17 protein-coding genes are annotated in these 21,063 nt (G+C 46.1%); 13 read left to right on the top strand and 4 right to left on the bottom strand.

Annotated features, from left to right (window positions below; translation table 11 throughout):
* The first annotated feature begins 46 nt into the window (after positions 1–46).
* Genes ICN34_RS10040 through ICN34_RS10030 form a run of 3 tightly spaced genes read left to right on the top strand, consistent with a single transcriptional unit; the run spans position 47 to position 2,856 of the window.
* Positions 47–1,084: a cytochrome D1 domain-containing protein gene (locus ICN34_RS10040; protein WP_255538642.1), complete on the top strand. Its 1,038-nt coding sequence runs from the start codon at positions 47–49 to the stop codon at positions 1,082–1,084.
* Positions 1,075–1,881 carry a polysaccharide deacetylase family protein gene (locus tag ICN34_RS10035; RefSeq protein WP_255538641.1) on the top strand — a complete coding sequence of 269 codons (807 nt, stop codon included), beginning with the start codon at positions 1,075–1,077 and terminating at the stop codon, positions 1,879–1,881. The genes ICN34_RS10040 and ICN34_RS10035 overlap by 10 nt, the downstream gene beginning before the upstream one ends.
* Positions 1,882–1,884: 3 nt before the next feature.
* Positions 1,885–2,856 carry a sterol desaturase family protein gene (locus tag ICN34_RS10030; protein WP_216122409.1) on the top strand — a complete coding sequence of 324 codons (972 nt, stop codon included), beginning with the start codon at positions 1,885–1,887 and terminating at the stop codon, positions 2,854–2,856.
* Here the strand turns inward: ICN34_RS10030 and ICN34_RS11535 are convergent.
* Positions 2,849–3,010, bottom strand: coding sequence for a hypothetical protein (locus tag ICN34_RS11535; RefSeq protein ID WP_255538647.1), 162 nt, complete (start codon positions 3,008–3,010; stop codon positions 2,849–2,851). The genes ICN34_RS10030 and ICN34_RS11535 overlap by 8 nt on opposite strands.
* Here ICN34_RS11535 and ICN34_RS10025 point away from each other — a divergent pair.
* The 10 genes from ICN34_RS10025 (at position 2,940) to ICN34_RS09980 (ending at position 17,251) form a co-directional block, all read left to right on the top strand.
* Positions 2,940–3,755: an EI24 domain-containing protein gene (locus tag ICN34_RS10025; protein WP_370624015.1), complete on the top strand. Its 816-nt coding sequence runs from the start codon at positions 2,940–2,942 to the stop codon at positions 3,753–3,755. The two genes, ICN34_RS11535 and ICN34_RS10025, sit on opposite strands and share 71 nt — an antisense overlap.
* Positions 3,748–4,608 (top strand): molybdopterin-binding protein, encoded by an 861-nt coding sequence (locus ICN34_RS10020; protein ID WP_216122405.1) that lies wholly within the window; start codon positions 3,748–3,750, stop codon positions 4,606–4,608. Before ICN34_RS10025 ends, ICN34_RS10020 begins: the two co-directional genes overlap by 8 nt.
* Positions 4,609–4,807: 199 nt before the next feature.
* On the top strand, positions 4,808–6,223 hold the full coding sequence (glnA, locus tag ICN34_RS10015) for a type I glutamate--ammonia ligase (RefSeq protein WP_215321863.1): 1,416 nt from the start codon (positions 4,808–4,810) through the stop codon (positions 6,221–6,223).
* Positions 6,224–6,249: 26 nt separating this feature from the next.
* Positions 6,250–7,371, top strand: a complete 1,122-nt coding sequence (gene glnL, locus ICN34_RS10010; protein ID WP_370624014.1) for a nitrogen regulation protein NR(II) — start codon at positions 6,250–6,252, stop codon at positions 7,369–7,371.
* Positions 7,368–8,819, top strand: a complete 1,452-nt coding sequence (ntrC, locus tag ICN34_RS10005) for a nitrogen regulation protein NR(I) (RefSeq protein ID WP_072582202.1) — start codon at positions 7,368–7,370, stop codon at positions 8,817–8,819. The genes glnL and ntrC overlap by 4 nt, the downstream gene beginning before the upstream one ends.
* Positions 8,812–9,660 (top strand): exodeoxyribonuclease III, encoded by an 849-nt coding sequence (xth, locus tag ICN34_RS10000; RefSeq protein ID WP_216122401.1) that lies wholly within the window; start codon positions 8,812–8,814, stop codon positions 9,658–9,660. The genes ntrC and xth overlap by 8 nt, the downstream gene beginning before the upstream one ends.
* A 117-nt stretch (positions 9,661–9,777) precedes the next feature.
* Positions 9,778–11,457, top strand: coding sequence for an efflux transporter outer membrane subunit (locus ICN34_RS09995; protein ID WP_216122399.1), 1,680 nt, complete (start codon positions 9,778–9,780; stop codon positions 11,455–11,457).
* Positions 11,454–12,707, top strand: coding sequence for an efflux RND transporter periplasmic adaptor subunit (locus ICN34_RS09990; RefSeq protein ID WP_216122397.1), 1,254 nt, complete (start codon positions 11,454–11,456; stop codon positions 12,705–12,707). Before ICN34_RS09995 ends, ICN34_RS09990 begins: the two co-directional genes overlap by 4 nt.
* Positions 12,708–12,709: 2 nt before the next feature.
* A complete protein-coding gene (locus ICN34_RS09985; RefSeq protein ID WP_216122395.1) occupies positions 12,710–15,838 on the top strand; it encodes an efflux RND transporter permease subunit in 3,129 nt (1,042 codons plus the stop codon).
* Between the two features lie 96 nt (positions 15,839–15,934).
* Positions 15,935–17,251 (top strand): lipase family protein, encoded by a 1,317-nt coding sequence (locus ICN34_RS09980; protein WP_255538639.1) that lies wholly within the window; start codon positions 15,935–15,937, stop codon positions 17,249–17,251.
* A gap of 70 nt (positions 17,252–17,321) precedes the next feature.
* Here ICN34_RS09980 and ICN34_RS09975 read toward each other — a convergent pair whose 3' ends face one another.
* Genes ICN34_RS09975 through ICN34_RS09965 form a run of 3 tightly spaced genes read right to left on the bottom strand, consistent with a single transcriptional unit; the run spans position 17,322 to position 21,030 of the window.
* Positions 17,322–19,460, bottom strand: a complete 2,139-nt coding sequence (locus tag ICN34_RS09975) for a M3 family metallopeptidase (RefSeq protein WP_216122391.1) — start codon at positions 19,458–19,460, stop codon at positions 17,322–17,324.
* Between the two features lie 52 nt (positions 19,461–19,512).
* On the bottom strand, positions 19,513–20,367 hold the full coding sequence (gene folD / locus ICN34_RS09970) for a bifunctional methylenetetrahydrofolate dehydrogenase/methenyltetrahydrofolate cyclohydrolase FolD (RefSeq protein ID WP_072582209.1): 855 nt from the start codon (positions 20,365–20,367) through the stop codon (positions 19,513–19,515).
* Positions 20,368–20,382: 15 nt separating this feature from the next.
* Positions 20,383–21,030 carry a response regulator transcription factor gene (locus tag ICN34_RS09965; protein WP_216122388.1) on the bottom strand — a complete coding sequence of 216 codons (648 nt, stop codon included), beginning with the start codon at positions 21,028–21,030 and terminating at the stop codon, positions 20,383–20,385.
* Positions 21,031–21,063 lie beyond the last annotated feature (33 nt).

The following is a 21,063-nucleotide window of genomic DNA, read 5'->3' as shown; positions in this document are numbered from 1 at the left end:
GGATTTTGAGGCCTATTCAGTCTCCCCAATTGCTTACAATGGAGGGATGTACAAATTTATCAAGATTAGAGGTTTTCGCACAATCGCGACCTCTGCATTATTGGCGCTTTTGTTGGCCAATCAAACTGCTTCTGGGCAAACCACTAGCCCCGTAGCCTCAGCAACTCCTGCAAATCAACCCAAGTTGGCGGTGATTCTGAATTCTGGTTCAGCATCTGTCAGTTTGATCGATATGAATACACGTGAGGTTGTTAAAACGATCCCGGTTGGCAAAGAGCCCCATCACCTCATGATGACCCCAGATCAAAAATCCTTATTGATTGCGAATGCAGCCGGTAATGATGTTGTGTTGATGAATCCAACTACGGGTGAGTTAACTGGCAAGATTCCGAATATCATTGATCCATACCAAATCGGTTACTCCCCAAACCACAAATGGTTTATAGCAAATGGTAATCGCTTAGATCGTGTGGATATCTATGCTGCAGATAGTGCAAATCTTAAATTAGCTAAGACCGTAAAGCTAGGCAAGACACCTAGTCATATTGCTTTTACATCGGACAGCAAAATTGCATTTATTACTTTGCAAGACTCTAGTGAACTTGCCGCAATTGATCTTGAAACACAAAATGTATTGTGGGTGATGCCTACAGGTAAGGTGCCCGCTGGTTTATGGATGACGCCTGGCGATCAATACCTCTTGATTGGCATTACTGGTGAAGACTATGTTCAAGTCATTGATTGGAAAGCTCGCAAAGAAGTGAAGCGCATCCCTACAGGTAAGGGTGCTCATAACTTTCGCCCTTTAGGGGATAAGAAGCATGTATTTGTAAGCAACCGTATTGCTTCTACGATCAGCTTGATCAATATGCAAACCTTGGAGAAGGTGGGCGATATCACTGGACTGCCGGCCGGTCCAGACGATATGGAAATTACTCCAGATGGTAAAACAATGTGGGTTACTTTCCGCTTTTCCAAAAAGGTTGGGGTAATAGATATTCCAACAATGAAGTTGGTAACAGTGATTCCAGTTGGTAAGTCACCACATGGTGTGTTTTTCACTCCAAGGGCTGGATGGGAATAATTAATATCATGAAGCGCCTAAGTCCTAATGCATTCATTCGTATCGCAGCCGTGCTGATGCTCGGCTGTTTTTCATTGGGCGCCAATGCTCAAGTCGCAGAATGTAGCAAGAAGGTCTACCTCACCTTCGATACCGGCAATATGTCAGTTGCTGAAAAAGTGGCTGAGATTCTGAAGCGGCAAAACGTAAAGGCTACTTTTTTCTTGGCCAATGAAAAAACGTACCGCGGTGACTTTGCTTTAGATGAATCTTGGAAACCCTTTTGGCAGCAATTAGCAAAGGAGGGGAATCATTTTGGAAGTCATACCTATGACCATGATTACTTTGTTAAGGATGGTCCAAAAGGGCAGGTCTTTGAGAAGCCACAATTTGGCCCAAAGGCTGGAGAAATCATCCTCTATAACGAAGCGGCAATGTGTAAGCAGATTCGTCGGGTTGATCAGCGCTTTCAAGAAATGACAAATCAGCCGATGCAGAAAATCTGGCGCGCACCTGGGGGTAAAACCTCTCCGACCTTGATTCGGATGGGGGATATGTGTGGCTATCAACACATTGGCTGGGCTCCCACCGGCTTCTTGGGGGATGAGCTGAATTCAGAAAAGCATCCAAACAGTACTCTGTTAGAAAGAGCGAGCAGAGATCTAAGGGATGGTGACATCACCATGGCTCACCTGGGTATTTGGTCTAGAAAAGATCCATGGGCACCTGCGGTTTTGGAGCAGTTGATTATTAATCTAAAGAGTCGTGGTTTCTGTTTTGGGCTGCTACCCAAAGATTCTGCAAATCAGTCAAAATAAAGCATGGATTTCACTGCTATTGCCTCATTAATTTCAGATGCCTATGCTGGCGTTCAGGAGTTTCTATTTTCTAAAGTTGTCGGTCCGATTCTGTACCAATTCGATTTAATGTCTTGGGCTGAGGACGTATTTGATGGGATCGATTGGTTCTTGTTTGGTTGTGTTCAGCTGTTCTTAATCATTGTTGTACTGAGAACGTGGGAGCGCATAGCCCCTGCAGAAAAGCAAGCGCGTTTTGCAGGGTCGAGTAGGGCGGACGTCCTATACACCTTGTTTCATCGCCTGGGAATATTTCATGGCTTGATTTTTATATGCCTGTCTGGATTCTTTTTTGAGATGGATTCCATCCTGCATGATTTCCGTTTTGATCGCCTGAATGTAGAGTCCTGGTGGCCAGGCGTGACCTCAGTCCCTGTCGTAAGCTTCGCGATCTACCTCATCATTCTGGACTTTGTCGATTTTCTTTATCACCGCGCATCGCACGCTTTTAACTGGTGGTGGCAATTGCATGCCTTGCATCATAGTCAAACAGTGATGACGGCCTGGTCCGATAATCGTAGTCACATTCTGGATGATGTGATGCGAGCAGCAATCATGTCCTTCTTCGCGCTGTTGATTGGTGTATCCCCAGGACAATTCATCATGCTGATTGCACTGAGTCAATTTATTCAAAGTTGGCAGCACGCCAATATTAAGGTTCACTTAGGATCTGCTAAATACTTATTAGTATCCCCGTTGTTTCATCGTATGCATCATGCCGTGGGATATGGGCACGAGGCTATAGGTAAGCCTGGTGTATTAGGTGGTTGTAATTTTGGTATTTTGTTTCCGTGGTGGGATATGTTGTTCGGAACGGCGATCTTCACTAAAGAGGTCTATCCTACGGGAGTCAGAGACTTAACCGTTTCAGAAAATGTCCTCACTCAACAATGGCAAAGCTTGCTTCGTGCCGTTAAAGAATTTAAGCCTAAGTAGACTGCACGTCTGCAGGCAATAGGAGTTGTATGGTTGGATTACCGCAAATATTTAAGTCTTTTGGAATGGCTTTAGTTGGAACGATGCATCCGCGAATGTTATGGCTGAGCTTCAGACCATTTTTGATCGTCTCGGTATTATGGGGTTGTCTCATTTGGCTCACATGGACGCCAGCCCTAGAAACATTAAGCAGATTCCTGACAACCTCCATGTTTACTAGTTGGATACAGGATGGTTTAGTGTGGGCGGGCTTTGAAAATGCCAGGGCATGGATTGCGCCATTATTTTTTGTCATGCTAATCATCCCTTTGATTACGATTAGCTTGTTAGTCTTTATTGCGTTTTCAACGGTACCCTCGATTGTGAAGATTGCCTCTAGGCAGTCACAATTTCAGGATCTAGAGTGCAAGAAGGGCGGCGGCTTCTTTGGCAGTTTGATTTACAGCCTATGGTCAGCCCTCATTTGTCTTGCATTGGTGATGCTCACCTTGCCTGTGTGGTGGGTTCCTCCGTTGGTGGCCGTCTTGCCTCCATTACTATGGGGCTGGTTAACGATGCGCCTGATGTCGTATGACGTTCTGGCAAAGCATGCCAGCTCGGAAGAGCGCGATCTTCTGCTTCAAAAGTATCGCTGGCCATTACTCTGTATGGGTATCGCATCAGGGATGTTGGGCGCAGTGCCAACCTTCTTCTGGGCTACCTCCGCATTGGCTTTGGTGTTATTTCCAATAGTGAGTTTTATAGCTCTTTGGATTTATTCTCTGATTTTTGTGTTTGCTGCTTTATGGTTTAGCTATTTCTTATTAGATGCACTCAAGCAATTGAGAGAAGAAGAGTTGGATCAAGCGCTCACAGTGCAATCTCGCGTTGTTGATATGGAACTGCCTTACCATGGTTGATGCAATTAAAAAAGTTGAAATAGAAGTGCCGAGCAAAGCCCAACGTCGCTTTGGGTTAATCGTGATTGGTGATGAGATCTTATCTGGTCGTCGTCAAGATAAGCACATGAGTAAGCTTATCGAGCTGCTCAATGAGCGCGGCCTCAGTCTTGCATGGGCTAAATACGTTGCTGATGATCCCGAGCAAATTACTGCAACACTCAAAGACAGTTTTGCAAGTGGTGATGTTGTGTTTAGTACTGGCGGCATTGGCGCCACGCCAGATGATCACACCCGTCAATGCGCGGCACTTGCTCTGGGTACAAAAACTGAGTTACATCCAACTGCGCAAGAATTAATTGCTGGTCGCATTCAGTCGATGGCAGAAGGTGATCCATTCAAGTCAGATTTAAGCACTCCAGAAAATCAGCATCGCTTCAAGATGGGGGAGTTTCCGATTGGTAGTGAAATTATTCCAAACCCATACAACCAAATTCCCGGCTTTCGAATTCAAGAGCATCACTTTGTTCCCGGCTTTCCGGTAATGGCTGCGCCGATGATGGCTTGGTGTTTGGATACTTACTACAAGGATCTATTCCATCAAGAAAATTGGGCAGAGCAAAGCTTCATTGTTCCTAAGGGAGTTGAATCTACCTTAACCCCCTTAATGGAGCGCATAGAGGCTAATTTTCCGGGGGTGAAGGTCTTTAGTCTCCCTTCTGTCGGTGACGCCTCTAAAGGGGGTGTTTATGCCCAGCGTCATATTGAGCTGGGGATAAAGGGCAATGCCAACCTTCTAGAAAGCGCTTGGATTGCCTTGAGAGCAGGTACCCAAGAGCTGGGTTACGAAATCCACGACATCAGCCAAGCTTAATTGCACTAAAAAGGTGCAAATAGGGGTATTTAAGCTTATATCAGAGTTATTTGAGCACTTAAACAGTGCAATAATGGGCGTTCCCATTTGTTTGCTTCAGTAAATTACATACATCCATTAGGCATGTTTGATGCCTGGAATAGACAAGGGTGTATACCTTGAGTTTTGATTCCCAATTTAGTTAATAGAGGAGATTTGCATGACGAAGACCGTCGCTGATGTGATGAAGTTAGTTAAAGAAAAAGAATGTACTTTCGTTGATTTCCGCTTTGTGGATACAAAGGGTAAAGAACAGCACACGACAGTGCCTATCTCTGCTTTTGACGAAGACAAGTTTGAAAGCGGTCATGCATTTGACGGCTCATCTATTGCTGGTTGGAAGGGTATTGAAGCTTCAGATATGTTGCTCAAGCCAGATCCAACAGCTGCATACATCGATCCATTCTATGAAGAGCCAACTTTGGTTCTCACATGTGACGTTATTGAGCCAGCTGATGGCAAAGGTTACGACCGTGACCCACGTTCTATCGCTAAGCGCGCTGAAGCGTATTTGAAGAGCACCGGCTTAGGTGATGCCGCTTACTTTGGTCCAGAGCCAGAGTTCTTCATTTTTGACGGCGTGCGTTGGGGTGCCGATATGCAGGGTTGCTTCGTGAAGATTGATTCCGAAGAAGCTCCATGGTCATCTGGTGCAGAAATCGAAGGTGGTAACACTGGTCACCGTCCAGGTAAAAAAGGCGGTTACTTCCCAGTTGCTCCTGTAGATACATTCCAAGATATGCGTTCTGAAATGTGCTTGATTCTTGAGTCATTGGGCATTCCAGTTGAAGTTCATCACCATGAAGTTGCTGGCCAAGGCCAAAACGAATTGGGTACTAAGTTCAGCACATTGACTCAACGCGCTGACTGGACTATCTGGCAGAAGTATGTCATTCATAACGTTGCTCATGCTTATGGCAAGACAGCAACTTTCATGCCTAAGCCAGTAGTTGGCGATAACGGTTCTGGTATGCACGTACACCAATCCGTTTGGAAGAACGGTGAGAACTTGTTTGCTGGTAACGGTTATGCAGGTTTGTCAGAGTTTGCATTGTTCTACATTGGCGGCATCATCAAGCACGCTAAAGCATTGAATGCAATTACCAACCCAGGTACAAACTCATACAAGCGTTTGGTTCCAGGCTTTGAGGCTCCAGTGAAATTGGCTTACTCAGCACGTAACCGTTCTGCTTCAATCCGTATTCCACACGTTCCAAATCCTAAGGGTCGTCGTATTGAGACTCGTTTCCCAGATCCATTGGCTAACCCATACCTCTGCTTCTCAGCATTGCTGATGGCTGGTTTGGATGGCGTACAGAACAAGATTCATCCAGGCGAAGCTGCGGACAAGAACTTGTATGACTTGCCACCAGAAGAAGATGCAAAGATCCCAACCGTTTGCGCAAGCTTGGAAGAGGCATTGGACGCATTGAAGAAAGATCACGAGTTCTTAACTCGCGGTGGAGTATTTACTGAATCTATGATTGATGCATATATCAATTTGAAGATGGAAGACGTCACACGTTTCCGTATGACTACTCATCCAATCGAATTTGATATGTACTACTCCCTGTAAGCGAAGGAGAGAACTTGAGCGCAGGTCTGTTGCGCAATTCGTTCAAGGGAGCAGCTACGGCTGCTCCTTTTTTTCCGACATTGCTTGATCAGATGCCCAATGCCATCGTGGTATTTGAGGCTGAGAACCAACAATTGGTGTACGTGAACCCGGCTGCTGAGTCAGCCTTGGACCTCTCGCGTAAATCACTTGAGGGTCAATCTGTGCACAACTTATTTGGTGACAACGTAGCATTAAGTGACATGATTTCTGAGGTGAAACAGGGTCATGTATTGGCCCAACGCCAAGAAATGGTCTTGCATTCATTGCCGGGCAGCATTCATCAAGATTCCACTCCAGCGCATGTAGTGGTTGCAGCTTTGGAGGATCCCGCGCTGATCATGATGGAGTGGTTTCCGATCGATCAACAGTTGCGGAGTGAGCGCGATGAACGTGTGACACAGCAAGTTGAAGCAAATAAACAATTGATGCGTAATTTGGCGCATGAGATTAAAAACCCATTGGGCGGTATTCGTGGGGCAGCGCAGCTATTAGAGTTTGAGTTACCAGACAAAGGCTTGCGCGAGTACACGCAAGTCATTATTAAAGAGTCAGATCGCCTGCAGACTTTGGTTGATCGTCTCTTAGCGCCGCATCGCAAGGCGCATGTGATGGAATCCTTCAATGTGCACGAAGCATTAGAGCGCGTGCGTAGTCTAGTCTTAGCAGAGTTTCCAAAGGGTTTACGAATTATTCGTAACTACGATACAAGTCTGCCCGATGTCTTAGGCGACCGAGAGCAATTGATTCAGGCAACCTTAAATATTGTGCATAACGCTGCACAAGCGCTTTCTGAAGAGATTAGCAGTGGCATTGCACAAATTGAGCTGAAGACCCGCGTGGCACGTTCGGTCACGATTGCAAAGCATCGCTACAAATTAGCGATGGATCTGCATGTGATTGACAACGGCCCTGGCATTCCAGAAGAAATTATTGAGCGCATCTTCTTCCCATTAGTTTCGGGAAGAGAGGGTGGCAGTGGGCTTGGTCTTACCCTAGCGCAAACCTTTGTTCAGCAACACCAGGGGTCTATTGCTTGCAATAGTCGTCCAGGACGCACCGATTTTCATATTCAAATTCCATATCGTAGGCAGGAGAAAGCATCATGAAACCAATTTGGATCGTTGACGATGATCAATCTATTCGTTGGGTCTTAGAAAAAGCTCTAGCGCGTGAAAATATTCCGCACAAGAGTTTCTCTAATCCAAATGACGTTCTGAATGCCCTAGAAAAAGAAGCTCCACAGGTGCTGATCTCCGATATTCGTATGCCGCGTGGCAACGGCTTGGATTTATTGCAGCACGTGAAGGCAAGTCATCCGAATTTACCAGTCATCATCATGACGGCGTATTCTGATTTGGACTCCGCTGTCTCTTCATTTCAAGGTGGTGCATTTGAATATCTCACCAAACCTTTTGATGTCGAAAAGGCGATTGAATTAATTCATCGTGCGGTAGAGCAGGGCATCCGCAATGACTCTGGTGCGAAAGAGTTAACTGCGTGGAGACAAGACGCCACTGAGATTATTGGTCAAGCACCAGCAATGCAGGAAATTTTTCGTGCCATTGGGCGCTTAGCGCAATCTAACGCCACAGTCCTGATTACTGGAGAGTCCGGCACTGGTAAAGAGTTGGTTGCCCACGCCCTGCATAAGCACAGTCCATGCGCCAAAGGGCCATTTGTCTCATTAAGTACTTCGGCTGTGCCAAAGGATTTATTGGAGTCGGAGTTATTTGGTCATGAGCGCGGTGCTTTCCCAGGTGCGCAGACTTTGCGTCGAGGTCGTTTTGAGCAGGCTGACGGCGGTACTCTATTTTTAGGTGAGGTAGGTGACTTACCTTTTGATCTACAAACCCGTTTACTGCGCGTTCTGACTGACGGACATTTTTATCGCATCGGTGGACAAGACCCGATTAAGGCAAATGTTCGGATCATTGCTTCGACACATCAAAATCTAGATGCAAGAGTCACCGCTGGTTTCTTCCGTGAAGACTTGTTGCATCGGTTGAATGTGATTCGTTTGCGCATGCCTTCATTACATGAGCGTAGTGAAGACATTCCAATGTTAGCTAGACATTTCATGTTGAGCTGCGCGAAGTCTTTGGGCGTTGAACCTAAAAAATTGTCCGATGAAGTCTTAAAAGAAATGAGCGCAATGCCATTTCCGGGAAATGTACGTCAATTAGAGAACTTATGCCACTGGTTAACGGTGATGACGTCTGCAAACGTAATCGGCGTAAGCGATCTCCCGGCTGATATTGTTTCAGAAACGAGTGAACAACCCATCGTTATTCACGGCGAGTCTTCGCCAAGCAATCCCGTTGCTGCCAAGGTTGCTGTAGGTGACTGGGAGAATGGTTTAGGACGTCTAGCTGTCAAGATGTTGCAAGATGGCGATAAAGAAGTTTTTGATGCCTTGACCGCACGTTTTGAAAGGGCAGTATTGCAGGCAGCTTTAGAAGTTACTCGTGGCAGAAGAGTAGAGGCTGCCCAGCGTCTAGGTATTGGCCGAAATACGATTACCCGTAAGTTGCAAGAGCTCGGTATTGATGACTGATTCGATTCGAATAGCTGCGTGGAATGTGAACTCCTTAAAGGTTCGCCTTCCACAAGTGCTTCGTTGGTTGCAAGATCAAGAAAGCAAGAAACAACCGATTGATGCGCTCTGCTTGCAAGAGCTTAAGCTCACGGATGATAAGTACCCCCATAAAGAGCTTGAAGATGCGGGTTACCTCAGTTTGGCTGCTGGTCAAAAGACTTATAACGGCGTTGCGATCATCTTGCGTAAAGCGGCACTCGCACCTATCGCTTCAGATATGGAAACAGCCTTTCTGAAGCCCACTAGAAACATACCCAACTACGAAGATGAGCAGCAGCGCATTCTCGCGGCGACAGTTTGCTTTGCTGGTACGAAACCGATGAGACTCGTATCAGCGTATTTTCCAAATGGGCAATCGCCAGATAGCGATAAGTTTCAATACAAACTAGGTTGGTTGAAGGCATTGAAAACTTGGTTAACAGAAGAGCTCCAACAGAGCGAACGATTAGCACTTTTAGGTGACTTCAATATTGCTCCCGCAGATCAAGATGTGCATGATCCTAAAGCATGGGAAGGGCAGAATCTCGTTTCACCACCAGAGCGCGAAGCCTTTCAAGATCTCATCAAGCTTGGGTTTCATGATTCATTCAGAATGTTTGAGCAGGCGCCAAAGACCTTTAGTTGGTGGGATTACCGCATGATGGGTTTCAGAAGAAACGCCGGTATGCGGATTGATCACATCTTGCTGAGCGAAGCACTCAAGGATAAATGTAGTGCCAGCATGGTAGACAAAGAGCCAAGAGCCTGGGAACAGCCTTCAGACCATACTCCAGTGATTGCGCAGATCCAAAAGTCTTAATCCGAAAGCCTAGGGCTTACACTAGCCCGGCATTCTGAATCTTGCTTTATCCTTATGATTAGTATCGATAATTTCCGCTCTTAGATGAAGCAATCAGTTTAAAAATTAAGCGCTTGAATGCCATTACATAGAAACATTATTTCTCATGCACTAATTATTTCTGGCGCCTTGATTCTTGCCGGTTGCACGATGGTGGGCCCAGATTTTGCAAGACCACCTGTTAAGGCGGTAGATCAATATAAATCAACAGCTCAAACAGAATTTACCGAATCTTTGGGTGAAAACTCAAACAAGATTCTGGACCCAGTAGAGTGGTGGAAAAGCTTTAATGACCCGACGCTCAATGCCTTGCTAAAGCAAGCTACTGCGCAAAACCTTACTTTGCAACAAACTGCGCTGCGGATATACCAACTGCAGGCCCAACTTGGCGTGAGCGATGCCGCATTATTGCCATCCGCCAATTTAAGTGCTTCGTATTCCAATACCCGCAATAGTGCAATTCAAGAAGCGATTAATGATTCTAATAATTTGGTCTCTAAAAATGCTTTGGTGCAGGTGAGTTGGGAGTTAGATTTTTGGGGGAAGAATCGCCGTGGAATTCAGAGCTCATTAAGCTCCTATTTATCTGGGGTTGCAGCCTTCTACTCGGCAGACGTATCTTTAACTGCGGATGTTGCGAATACTTACATCAATATCCGCAACTATGAAGAGCTGATCATGGTTGCTAAAACCAATCTAGCTTTGCAAAAAGAAAGTTTGCGTATTGCAGGTGCGCGCTTTAAATACGGTGCCACCTCGATGTTGGATCTGAGTCAGGCGCAAGCCCAGTATGAGCAGACGAAGGCCCAGATTCCGGCTTTGATCGCGAATTTAAAGAAAAACCAGCATGCCATGAGTATTTTGCTGGGTGAGCCTCCTGACTACTATGAAAAGACTTATGGAAACACTAAGGGAAGTCTCAAGCCTCCATCTGTGCTTGGAGTTGGTATGCCAAGAGATCTTTTACGTCGCCGTCCAGATGTCCTGCAGGCTGAATTTGATGCTGCATCTAAATCTGCCTTGATTGGTGTAAGTAAGGCGCAACTGTTTCCAACATTTACCTTGGGAGGCATCTTTGGCTTTGCCACATCAAATTACGGAACTTTATCCTCCGCCAATTTATTTAGTTGGGGCAATAACTCTTCTGGGGTAAACGCTGGAATTTCCTTGCCGCTGTTTTATAGAGGCGCAATTGTGGATCAAGTCCGCGTGCAGGATGCTATTTTCCAGCAGAGTCTGTTGGCCTACCAAAATCAAGTCTTAAATGCTCAGAAGGAGGTTGAAGATTCGCTCATTACTATCTCGACCACTAAAAGTTCAAAAGAGGATTTAACTCGCGGTGTGGTTGCGGCGCAAAGTGCCGCAGATTTAGCTCTTGAGCGTTATAAGGCGGGTCAGAATGATTACACCACGGTGATCACTGCACAGCAGAATCTATTAAATATCCAAAACTCCCTAGTCCAAACTTCATCAAACGAACTCATCGGATATGTAGGCGCATTTAAAGCGCTTGGTGGCGGTTGGACTGCGGACATGACTCCTCCTAAGTTGCCTGATCAGATGGTTGCCGATATGACCGACCGAACAGATTGGGGTTCTGTCCTCACTAGGACAGGTGATCCACTAACGGTGAAGGCTAGCAAGTTTTTGGTAGATGCTCCTGATCCATTAAAGCCCACACAAACTACAGTGCCGGCCACTTTAAATACACCTTCAAATACAACGACTCCGCCGACCCAGGGAAGTGCTGCGCCATGAAAGATCTATTAATAAAAGCCAAACCTTTGCTGATGCCCTTGTGGGGCAAACTTTTGACTCTATGGAGCTCACTCCTGGGAAAATGGAATGCATTCCTAGTAAAGCTAAGCACGGTTGAGATTCCTATTCTCAAGAAGAAACTTTCACCACGGACAATTGGGGTTTCTTTATTCGTTCTCGTTTCTTTGATTGCGCTGATTTGTTTGAAGTCTTGTGGCAAAGAGATTAAGCAGACCCCAATTCCAGTGACAACTGCTCAACCACTGTCTCAGGAGATCCGCAGTTTTGCGACCTTTGATGGTCTGGTGGACCCATACCTCACGGTGAACTTGGATGCACGCGTTAAGGGCTACCTTACTAAGATTGGTTTTGCTGACGGAGCGATGGTGAAGAAGGGCGATCTTCTGTTTGTCATTGAGCAAGACCAATACATACAAGAGGTGAAATTAAAGCAGGCAATTTATACCGAAGCGAAGCTTGAGTATGGTCGTCAGAAATCTTTGCTGAAAGAAAATGCAACTTCTCAGGCTGCTGTTGATAAAGCTTTATCCCAATTTCAGCAATCGGAAGCTAATTTAACCCTCGCAAAGATTAATTTGGGCTATACCGAAATCAGAGCCCCTTTTGATGGCCTTATGGGAAGGCACTTATTGGATGTAGGCACCTATTTAGATAGCACTACAAAAGGTGTTCAACTCTCCACTATTCAGCAGATCTCACCAATCTATGTTTACTTCTCTATTAATGAGAGGGATTACTTAAAGTTTCAAAAAGGTCAAGATTCAAACGCAGAACGTAAGTCTGAAGTAAATAGCTTGCCCATCTATGCAGGTCTTCAGGGTGAAGTTGGATATCCTTTTGAGGGCGTCTTGGATTACGCTGCCAATTTGATTTCTACAGAGACTGGGTCCTTGCAGTTGAGGGCTATCTTTAAAAATGAGAAGTACGAGTTAATCCCTGGTTTATATGCTCGAGTCATGGCTCAATATGGACCTCCGAGGCAGGCTTTGCTGCTACCCAAGACTGCAGTCATGACTGATCAGGTGGGTGATTATGTTTTTGTCTTGGATGGCGCCATGCGTGCACAACGTCAAGACATTAGCTTGGGTCAGCGCTTTGAGAAATATGTTGAGATTAGCAAGGGATTGACCGCCACTAGCAAGGTGGTTATTAATGGGTTTATTAATCTAAGTATTAATCAAGCCGCCCAGCCAACTGAGGTCACGCTTGAGGCAATGCTAGCTCGATAATCATGCTCTCTAAATTTTTTATCGAACGGCCGGTACTGGCTAATGTGATTGCCCTGATCATGCTATTGATTGGGGCGGTATCTATAAATAGTTTGCCAATTGCTCAGTACCCTAATATTGTTCCGCCCACGATTCAGGTAACAGCACGATATCCAGGAGCAAGCGCCACACTTGTACAACAATTGGTAGCTAGTAATATTGAAACTCAGGTCAATGGTGTCGATGGCATGCTCTATATGGAGTCCGCATCTACCAATGACGGAAACTACACCCTTACTGTTACTTTTAAGGTCGGCACAGATCCCGATTTGGCACAGGTCAATGTACAAAACCGAGTGGCTATTGCGCTGCCTTCCTTGCCACAGGCAGTTCAAAAGCAGGGCGTCACAACTAAAACACAGTCAACTGCCATTCTGCAGTTCGTTACCCTCACTTCATCCAACCCAGATCATGACGGCTTATTTTTAAGTAACCTGGCTAACTTAAAGTTGCAACAGCGCTTAGCGCGATTGCCAGGCGTAGCTGCTGCCAATGTCTTTGGGGTGGGTAATTACAGTATGCGGGTTTGGCTTGACCCAGCCCAACTCAAGATGCGCAATCTGACGCCAAATGATGTCATTGCCGTTATTAATAAGCAAAACGTCTTGCTAACAGCAGGTCAAATTGGTGCCCCGCCCACACCGATAGGTCAAGATTTTCAGTTGACGCTTAATGTCACCAGTGCCATGACAACCCCCGAGCAGTTCGGCAGAATTGTTGTCAAGGCTGGTAACAAGGCTGAAATCACGTACTTGCGTGATATTGCCAGAATAGAAATGGGTAGTCAGAACTACAGTCAATTCTTCAAGATTGATGACAGGCCTGCAGGTGGCATAGCCATTTACCAAATGCCGGGTGCCAATGCGATTGCTACGGCTCAAGCAGTTCAAGATGAGATGAGTAGTATTGCTAAGACGTTGCCAAAAGGTGTTACTTGGTCCATTCCATTTGACACCACGATGTTTGTTAAAGCTTCAATTCATGAGGTTTATAAAACGCTTTACGAGGCGGGCATCTTAGTTCTTCTCGTAATCATGATTTTCTTGCAGAACTGGCGCGCCACATTGGTGCCTGCAACAACGGTGCCTGTCACGATTATTGGTGCGTTTGCTTGTATGGCCGCACTGGGCTTCTCTATCAACTTGCTGACCTTGTTCGCGATCGTTTTATGTATCGGTATTGTTGTAGATGATGCGATTGTGGTGGTTGAAGCGGTTTCTAAGAAGGTAGAAGAGGGTGAAGACCCCAAGCAGGGTGCAATTGATGCTATGACTGCTTTGATGGGTCCAATTATTGGTATTACCTTAGTATTAATGGCCGTGTTTATTCCAGCCTCGTTTATTGCTGGTATTACTGGACAAATGTATCGGCAGTTTGCTTTGGTGATTGCAGCAACTGCTTTGATTAGCGGCATTAATGCGATTACTCTGAAGCCAACCCAGTCAGCGCAGTATCTCAAGCCGATTGACCCTAACAAGGTTAAAAATAAGCTCTATCAAAAATTTGATTTGTATTTCAACCGCCTAGCAACTTGGTATGGACACAAGATTGAAGGCTTGATGAAGAATCGAGCTAAAGCATCGACGGTGGGCATTGCGATTATTGCCGCCTCTCTCATCGGCTTGATGTTTGTGCCATCTGGCTTTATTCCAAACGAAGACCAAGGCTACTTGGTGGTTTCAACTACCTTGCCTGATGCAGCCTCTTTGCAGCGGACTGAAGAGGGTATGAAAAAAGCAGTTGATGTCATTAAGAGGGTTCCTGGCGTTGATACGGTTGTGGTAATCGGCGGCATTAACTTGCTGAACAACAGCAGCTCCCAATCCAATGCGGGCGGCTTATACGTCATTATGAAGAAGTGGGAAGAGCGAGGTAAGGGCCAGAGCCTCAAAGAAATCTATATGAATATGAACGAAGGGCTTAAGCAGGTGCAAGAGCTAAAATCCTTCGTGCTATTACCGCCAGCTATTCCAGGATTGGGTCTATCGGGCGGTTTTGAGATGAGGTTAATGCTGACGGATGGCAGTAATAATTTTGCTAAGCTCGATGCCGCTACTAAGACCTTCATTAGTGAGGCGCAAAAACATCCAGAGATAATGGCGATTTTTACGCCATTTCAAAACAATGTGCCACAGCTGCAACTGAGCTTCAATGTGGGCAGGGCCGAAACTTTTGGGGTCGATATTGGGGATGCTTATGACGTATTGCAATCCTACTTGGGGTCTTCTTACGTCAATCAATTCTTTAAATACGGCCAAACTTATCAAGTGTATGTTCAGGCCGATGGCAAATATCGCAATGCGATAGATCAGGTGAGCCGTCTCTATGTAAAAAATAGAAGTGGCAATATGGTTCCGTTGGGATCTTTTATTGATGTTAAAGATACCACTGGGCCTGCATTTGCATCCCAGTTCCAGCTTTATCCGTCAGCCGCTGTCTTGGGGGCAGCCAATGATGGTTATAGTTCTGGACAAGCCATGAAAGCCCTGGAAGATGTTGCTAAATCTTTGCCAGATGGCGTCACTTACCAGTGGGCCGGCATGTCCTACCAAGAAAATTTGGTAGGTAATACCGTGATCTTAATCTTTGCGCTATCGATCTTGTTGGTGTACTTAGTGCTCGCAGCGCAATATGAAACATGGGTTGCTCCTCTAGCAGTTCTCACTGCAGTGCCGTTGTCTTTATCGGGTACGGTATTGGCCTTATTGCTTACGGGCCTGTCAAATAACATTTATGTGCAGATTGGCCTCGTGTTAATGATTGCTCTGTCTTGTAAGAACTCCATTTTGATTGTTGAAGTTGCTATTGAGTGTAGGCACAAGGGCATGAGTTTTGTTGATGCTGCTCTAGAGGCTTCCAGAGAACGTTTTAGACCAATTGTCATGACATCGATTGCCTTTATTTTGGGTGTCATGCCTTTGCTTCTATCTACTGGTGCAGGTGCAGCAGCGCGTATCTCCTTAGGTATTACCGTATTTAGCGGCATGATTGCCTCTACCTGCCTTGCGGTGGCATTAGTACCGGTCTTCTACGTTGAAATCGAAACCTTCTTTGAGCGCCGCGCGAACAAGAAAGCGACCAAGGCTCAGTAATATAAACGAAGCAAATAGGATGTATTGCTGCCCACTCGATCTTACTTTTTAATGATATTTTTGGATCCTAACTTACCCATTTAAGCTATGAAAAAAATGACTCCTATTTCCACTTTGATTTTAATGCTCGGCACTGCTTTAAGTATTCTTTCTACTGCCGTATATGCTGATCCGCCTGTTCCTCCTTTTTATGATGAGGTTATCAAAATGAGTCCCGATGGTAAGCTCGGACAAATTCTGAAAAAGGAAAAAATTAAGACGTCTGTTAAGGGTGCTCAAGCTTGGAAGATTGCCTACGTCACATCTGATGTTGGCGGGCGTAAGCATCTTGCTACTGGCTTGGTAGTAGCCCCGATTGGCACTCCACCGAAAGAGGGTAGGCCTATCATGGCTTGGGGGCATGGGACTACTGGCGCTGCACAAAATTGCGGCCCTTCACAAGTTCTTAATCCAACAGCACCCCTCAATGAATACTTTTTAGTTGGCGGAAATTCTTGGACGGATTACGGCATCCCTAGTATTGAAGAATTTATCAAAGATGGATATGTAGTAGTTGCAACGGATTACCAAGGCCTGGGTGGTGGAGGCGAGCATCAATATGCTTTAGCGGCAACCAATGCCATGGATATGATTGATTCGGCTAGAGCTGCTAGTGCCTTAAAGGAGGCTGGCGCCGGTAAGAAGACGATTATCTATGGTTGGTCGCAGGGTGGTGGCGCTGTAGTTGCTGCAGCAAGCATGCCAGAATACATCTCCAAAAAGGGAACAATTGCCGATAGCATTGAGCTTGTTGGCGTGGTTGCCTTGGCTCCAGATGATATTGCCATCATGATGCCCAATTCAACAGCAGATGAAGTGAACGCACAAAAATCATTAAGTGGAATCGTTAAGATGTTCACTGACAATGTTTTTGATTTTTCACATATGGCAATGAGTATGTGGGGTGTGAGGGCTGGTAATCCAAATCTAAAACTCACCGATATCTTTACGAGTGACGGCGCTAAGGTGCTTGATGAGGTTATCCGAAACAAATGTATGCATACTGTGGCGGATACACTAAATTTCAATTACAGCAGCCAATACAAAATATTATTAAAAGATCAATTCACCAATTCTCTGGAATGGACAAAAGCGATGGTCAAGGGCAGCGTGAATCCTGTGAAACCCATTGCGCCCGTAGTAATCTATTGGGGAAATAAAGACACCACAAATCCCCCAATTATGGGTAAGCTCTATCAGGAGCAGATGTGTAAATTAGGAGGCAATGTGAATCGGATTCAGTTGCCAGGAGATCAGTCTCATTTCACAACTCCTGGAGCCTCTGCACCCCTATATCAGGCCTGGATTAAAGATCGACTAGCAGGTAAGCCGGCACCAAATAATTGTCAGCTAGCAGCCCAGCTCCCAAGTTAATTCAGGAGCTTACTAATAAAAAACCCATCTATAGCGATGGGTTTTTTATTTGGAGCTTTAGGTTTCACTCTTATGCTAATCCGCCATGACGCAATAAGGCATCAATGCTTGGCTCTCTCCCTCTAAAGGCTTTAAAAGATTCAGCAGCGGGGCGACTGCCACCAACCTCTAAAATCTCTTCACGATAACGAGCACCTGTTTTCTCATCTAAGACGCTGCCAGTGAGTTTTGCTGCTTCCTCAAAAGCTGAGTAGACATCAGCAGATAACACTTCCGCCCACTTATAGCTGTAATAGCCAGCTGCATAACCACCAGCAAAGATATGACTAAAGGTATTGATCCAACGAGAGATGGCTGGTTGTGGAATAACGTTGAATTGATCAGCAATCGCTCTGGAAAGGTCTAATACTGCGTGACCTTGAGCATTCTTCGCATCAAAGCTCGCATGTAAGCGCCAGTCGGTGAGAGACATGACGATCTGACGCAGCGTCATATAACCGTTCTGAAAATTCTTGGCAGCGAGGATCTTGTTAAATAATTCACGTGGAAGAGGCTTACCAGTTTCAGCGTGCGCAGTCATCTTTTCTAGCACTTCCCACTCCCAGCAGAAGTTTTCCATGAACTGACTTGGTAACTCTACCGCATCCCATTCAACACCATTGATACCTGAAACCCCTAAAGCGCTCACTTGAGTAAGAAGGTGGTGCAAACCATGGCCACTCTCATGGAAGAGGGTGATGACATCATCATGAGTAATGGTAGGTTGACGCAACACACCATCGACCTTGACTGGTGGCGCAAAGTTGCAAACCAAATAAGCAACAGGCACTTGGATTTCGCCATTAGGTAAAACTCTACGACCACGGGCATCATCCATCCAAGCCCCGCCACGCTTGCCAGGGCGAGCATAGGGATCCAGGTAGAAGTGGGCCACGATATTACCCTTGGCATTTTTCACTGAAAAGGATTGCACATCGGCATGCCAAGTTGGCAAATCTGCCGCTTCAATCTTGACGCCAAACAGAGTCTGAATAACTTGGAAGAGACCATCTAACACCTTAGGGAGAGGAAAGTATTGCTTGAGCTCATTCTCCGAAAAGGAATAGCGTTCTTGCTTCAATCTTTCGGATGCAAAAGCAACATCCCATGGCTCCAATCCATCAGCAATAGATAGCTCGGTCTTGGCAAACTGAGAAAGCTCTTGCCAATCTTTTAATGCAAATGGTTTTGCTTTCTGGGCGAAGTTGGTCAGAAAGGAGTCAACTTCATCAACGCTGCTGGCCATCTTCGGTGCCAAACTCAGTGCGGCATAGTTGTTGAAGCCTAGCATGTGAGCTTCCTCATCGCGCAGTCTTAACTGATCGAGCATGTTCTGAGTATTGTCCCAATCCAGTTTACCTTTGGCATATTGGGGTGCCAGTTCAGAAGCGCGGGTGACATAAGCTTCATACATCAAGCGACGCAGCGCCCGATTCTCTGAGTACTGCATGACTGGGTAGTAAGAGGGGAAGTGCAGAGTAAAGGCCCAGCCCTGGAGACTCTTCTGCTGGGCAGTATCTGCAGCAGCTGCAATAGCGTCCTCAGGCAAACCTACCAAATCAGCTTTATCAGTGATTAGATGAACAAAACCATCGGTAGCATCTAAGACATGGTCTGAAAATGCTTTACCTAAGGTTGCCTGCTCATCCTGAATTTGTGAAAAGCGGGGCTTATCTGCATCACTGAGTTCTGCGCCACCCAGACGAAAATCTCGCAAGGAGTTTTCAATGACTTTCTTTTGAGCTGCGCTGAGTTTTGAAAAGTCAGGCGCTTTGCTGAGTTCTTTAAACTTTTTGTAGAGCTCTAAATTTTGACCAAGGCTTGAGAAGAAAGCGGTGACCTTAGGTAGCATCTCGCCATAGGCAGCGCGCAACTCCGGGGTATCGGCAACGCCATTGAGATGGGATATCACGCCCCAAGACCTACCAAAAAATTCAGTAGCATCTTCTAGTGGTTCAGCGAGGGCATCCCAAGTAGATGGAGTGCTTGGATTGACTGCTACATCCACAGCATCTTGCGCTTGCTTGAGTAAATATTCAATCGCTGGTGCAATGTGCTCAGGCTTGACTTCGGCGTAGGCAGCAATGCCGCGCCCAAAAGTAGTCAGTGGATTATTTTGCAATTCTGCGGGGAGGGTGCTGCTCAGGAAGCTAGATGTGGATGTAGTCATCCCTCTAGCTTAATGGACTGGGAGCAATTTTGCCAAAAGTCCCAGTAATTCCTCAGAGCTTGGCGGCCTTTTCAGCAGCTTCCAAGGTATTCATGAGAAGCATGGTGATGGTCATCGGGCCAACACCACCTGGAACCGGGGTAATCCAACCGGCGATGTATTTAGCCGTATCAAAATCCACGTCGCCACAGAGTTTGCCATCAGGCAGGCGATTAATGCCCACATCAATGACAACTGCACCATTCTTCACCATGTCGCCGGTAATCATTTTGGGTTTACCGGTGGCAACCACCAAAATGTCAGCATCCTTGGTGTGATGTGCCAAGTCACGAGTCTTGCTATTGCAAATGGTGACCGTTGCTCCGGCTTGTAATAGCAGCATCGCCATTGGCTTACCCACGATATTGGAGGCACCAACAATCACAGCGCGAGCACCACGAATAGGGTAATCAATGCTTTCAAGAATCTTCATGCAGCCATAAGGGGTGCAAGGCTTGAATTCTGGTTGACCAACCATCAAGGCGCCAGCATTAGCCACATGAAAGCCATCCACATCTTTTTCTGGAGCAATCGCTTCTAGTACGCGCTCAGAGGCAATGTGCTCTGGTAGCGGGAGTTGCACCAAGATCCCGTGTATTGCAGGATCCGCATTGAGAGTGGCAATACGCGCGAGTAATTCTTCTTCGCCAAGTTCTACAGAATAGCGCTCTAAAACAGAATGAAAGCCAACGTCTTCACAGGCTTTTACTTTGTTGCGAACATATACCGCACTGGCAGGGTTGTCGCCAACCACGATGACTGCTAAACCAGGTCTGGTGCCTTTGGCGGTGACGATTGCACCACGTGCAGCAATTTCCGTACGTAGTTTTTTAGAAAGGGCGTTTCCGTCTAATAATTGAGCTGGCATAGAAAACCCCGGTAATTAATTAGGCTGGGGATCAGACAAAGCCAGGCGGAGTAGGTCGGCAACTGTGTTGACGTTGAGCTTTTCCATGATGTTGGCGCGGTGTGCTTCAACAGTCTTAATTGAGATGCCGAGGTCATCAGCAATTTGTTTATTCAAGCGGCCTGCAACAATGCGCTCAAGAACTTGACGCTCACGACCAGTTAACTTGCTGAGTAAGCTCTGGGTAATTTTGCGTTGACTGGCTTGTGAATAATCGATGCGCGCTTTAGCAAGCATGCGATCCACTAAACCACACAGATCATTTTCTTTAAAAGGCTTTTCAATGAAATCCACTGCGCCACGCTTCATCGTGGAGACGGCCATCGATACATCGCCGTGACCAGTAATGAATGCAACTGGCATTGGTAGGTTTTCGCTGGTTAAGCGCTCTTGCAATTCAAGGCCTGACATCCCAGGCATGCGCACATCCAAAATGGCGCAAGAGATGGTTGACTTATCGGTGCTTTGCAAAGACTGTAAGAAACGTTCGGCGCTGGCATGGCACCGTACAACATAACCATTGCTTTCTAAGAGCCACGTAAGCGAATCTCTTACCGCTTCGTCATCATCCACTACATAGACAACTTCAGCTTGGTTTGGTTTTGTAGTAGCGCTTAAGTTCATGTCAGTTCTCGTGAGGTGAATCTATAAATTCGA

Origin of the sequence: Polynucleobacter sp. Tro8-14-1 (assembly GCF_018881655.1) — a bacterium.
Lineage (GTDB): Bacteria > Pseudomonadota > Gammaproteobacteria > Burkholderiales > Burkholderiaceae > Polynucleobacter.
The sequence above is the reverse complement of the archived record's forward strand: the minus strand, read 5'-3'. Positions and strand labels throughout refer to the sequence as shown.

Bases quoted from the DNA above. Each gene is read 5' to 3' on its own strand.
- ICN34_RS10025 (WP_370624015.1), top strand. From the start codon at position 2,940: ATGCATCCGCGAATGTTATGGCTGAGCTTCAGACCATTTTTGATCGTC.
- glnA (WP_215321863.1), top strand. From the start codon at position 4,808: ATGACGAAGACCGTCGCTGATGTGATGAAGTTAGTTAAAGAAAAAGAA.
- ICN34_RS09995 (WP_216122399.1), top strand. From the start codon at position 9,778: ATGCCATTACATAGAAACATTATTTCTCATGCACTAATTATTTCTGGC.
- ICN34_RS09985 (WP_216122395.1), top strand. From the start codon at position 12,710: ATGCTCTCTAAATTTTTTATCGAACGGCCGGTACTGGCTAATGTGATT.
- ICN34_RS09975 (WP_216122391.1), bottom strand. From the start codon at position 19,460: ATGACTACATCCACATCTAGCTTCCTGAGCAGCACCCTCCCCGCAGAA.
- folD (WP_072582209.1), bottom strand. From the start codon at position 20,367: ATGCCAGCTCAATTATTAGACGGAAACGCCCTTTCTAAAAAACTACGT.
- ICN34_RS10040 (WP_255538642.1), top strand. From the start codon at position 47: ATGTACAAATTTATCAAGATTAGAGGTTTTCGCACAATCGCGACCTCT.
- ntrC (WP_072582202.1), top strand. From the start codon at position 7,368: ATGAAACCAATTTGGATCGTTGACGATGATCAATCTATTCGTTGGGTC.
- ICN34_RS09980 (WP_255538639.1), top strand. From the start codon at position 15,935: ATGACTCCTATTTCCACTTTGATTTTAATGCTCGGCACTGCTTTAAGT.
- ICN34_RS10035 (WP_255538641.1), top strand. From the start codon at position 1,075: ATGGGAATAATTAATATCATGAAGCGCCTAAGTCCTAATGCATTCATT.
- ICN34_RS09965 (WP_216122388.1), bottom strand. From the start codon at position 21,030: ATGAACTTAAGCGCTACTACAAAACCAAACCAAGCTGAAGTTGTCTAT.
- ICN34_RS10030 (WP_216122409.1), top strand. From the start codon at position 1,885: ATGGATTTCACTGCTATTGCCTCATTAATTTCAGATGCCTATGCTGGC.
- ICN34_RS11535 (WP_255538647.1), bottom strand. From the start codon at position 3,010: ATGAGACAACCCCATAATACCGAGACGATCAAAAATGGTCTGAAGCTC.
- ICN34_RS09990 (WP_216122397.1), top strand. From the start codon at position 11,454: ATGAAAGATCTATTAATAAAAGCCAAACCTTTGCTGATGCCCTTGTGG.
- ICN34_RS10020 (WP_216122405.1), top strand. From the start codon at position 3,748: ATGGTTGATGCAATTAAAAAAGTTGAAATAGAAGTGCCGAGCAAAGCC.
- xth (WP_216122401.1), top strand. From the start codon at position 8,812: ATGACTGATTCGATTCGAATAGCTGCGTGGAATGTGAACTCCTTAAAG.